The sequence below is a fragment of the Streptomyces sparsus genome, from assembly GCF_054776295.1.
Genome location: NZ_BAAHCA010001158.1, coordinates 1 through 1,345, shown reverse-complemented (window position 1 = coordinate 1,345; position 1,345 = coordinate 1). Strand labels below are relative to the sequence as shown.

Below are 1,345 nucleotides of genomic sequence, written 5' to 3'. Positions count from 1 at the left end.
GTCTGGAACGCGGCGGCGGCGGGGGAGGGGCCGAGCGTCGCACCGGTCGCGCAGAGCGTGAGCAGCGCGGTGAGCAGGGCGCGCGGCCGGCGGACGCGAAGGAGGGTGCGGCAGGCCATGGGACGGCTCCGGGCGGCGACGGGCGGCTGTTCTGCGGGAGGGGCGCAGTCACACCGTCACTCCCGGTAGCCGCCGCCGCACCTGGGGCTGGGCCGAAGGAGTGGCCGACTCCGGCATACTCGGTCGGGTGAGCAACCCAGGTAACCCAGCGCCTTCCGAGGTCCGAACCCTGCCCGTACCCGACGGACTGGAGGGTGAGCGTCTCGACGCCGCCCTTGCCAGGATGTTCGGCTTCTCCCGCACGAGGGCGGCCGAGCTGGCCGCGGAAGGGAAGGTCCGCGTCGACGGCTCCGCTGCCGGCAAGTCCGACCGGGTGGTCGGCGGCGCGTGGCTGGAAGTGGAGATGCCCGAGCCGCCCGCGCCGCTGCGGGTGGTCGCCGAGCCCGTCGAGGGCATGGAGATCGTGCACGACGACGACGACGTGGTGGTGATCTCCAAGCCGGTCGGGGTGGCCGCCCACCCCAGCCCTGGCTGGACCGGCACGACCGTCATCGGCGGTCTCGCCGCGGCGGGGTTCACCATCTCGACCTCGGGCGCCGCCGAGCGCAAGGGCATCGTGCACCGCCTCGACGTGGGCACGTCCGGGCTGATGGTCGTCGCCAAGTCGGAGCGCGCCTACACCCTGCTGAAGCAGCAGTTCCGCGAGCGCACCGTCGACAAGCGCTACCACGCCATGGTCCAGGGCCACCCCGACCCGTTGAGCGGCACCATCGACGCCCCTGTGGGCCGCCACCCGCAGCACGACTACAAGTGGGCCGTGACCGCCGACGGCAAGCCCTCCGTCACGCACTACGACCTGATCGAGGCGTTCCGCGCGGCCAGCCTGCTCGACATCAAGCTGGAGACCGGGCGCACGCACCAGATCCGCGTGCACATGTCCGCCCACCGGCACCCCTGTGTCGGCGACCTCACCTACGGCGCCGACCCCACCCTCGCCAAGCGGCTGGGCCTGACCCGCCAGTGGCTGCACGCCGTCAGGCTGGGGTTCACCCACCCCGGGCACGGCGAGTGGGTGGAATTCGAGACGGGCTATCCGGAGGACCTGCAACGCGCGCTGGACCGCGTGCGGGCGGAGAGCTCCTAGCCGACAGCCGACAGCCGACAGCCGACAGCCGACAGCCGACAGCCGGGGGCAGCGGGGCGCCGACAGTCGGGGGCAGCGGGTGGCGGGGGCCGCCTGCGGAACAGCGCCGTGGACGCGGCCAGGGGGGCGCCGAGCGGCGTG

Annotated in this window: 1 protein-coding gene; it reads left to right on the top strand. The window is 73.7% G+C overall.

Annotated elements, in window-relative coordinates:
• Positions 1 to 247 precede the first annotated feature (247 nt).
• The gene (locus ACYVE9_RS27110) at positions 248 to 1,204 is read left to right on the top strand and encodes an RluA family pseudouridine synthase (protein WP_461030532.1); all 957 of its coding nucleotides are present in this window, start codon (positions 248 to 250) and stop codon (positions 1,202 to 1,204) included.
• Positions 1,205 to 1,345: the final 141 nt, after the last annotated feature.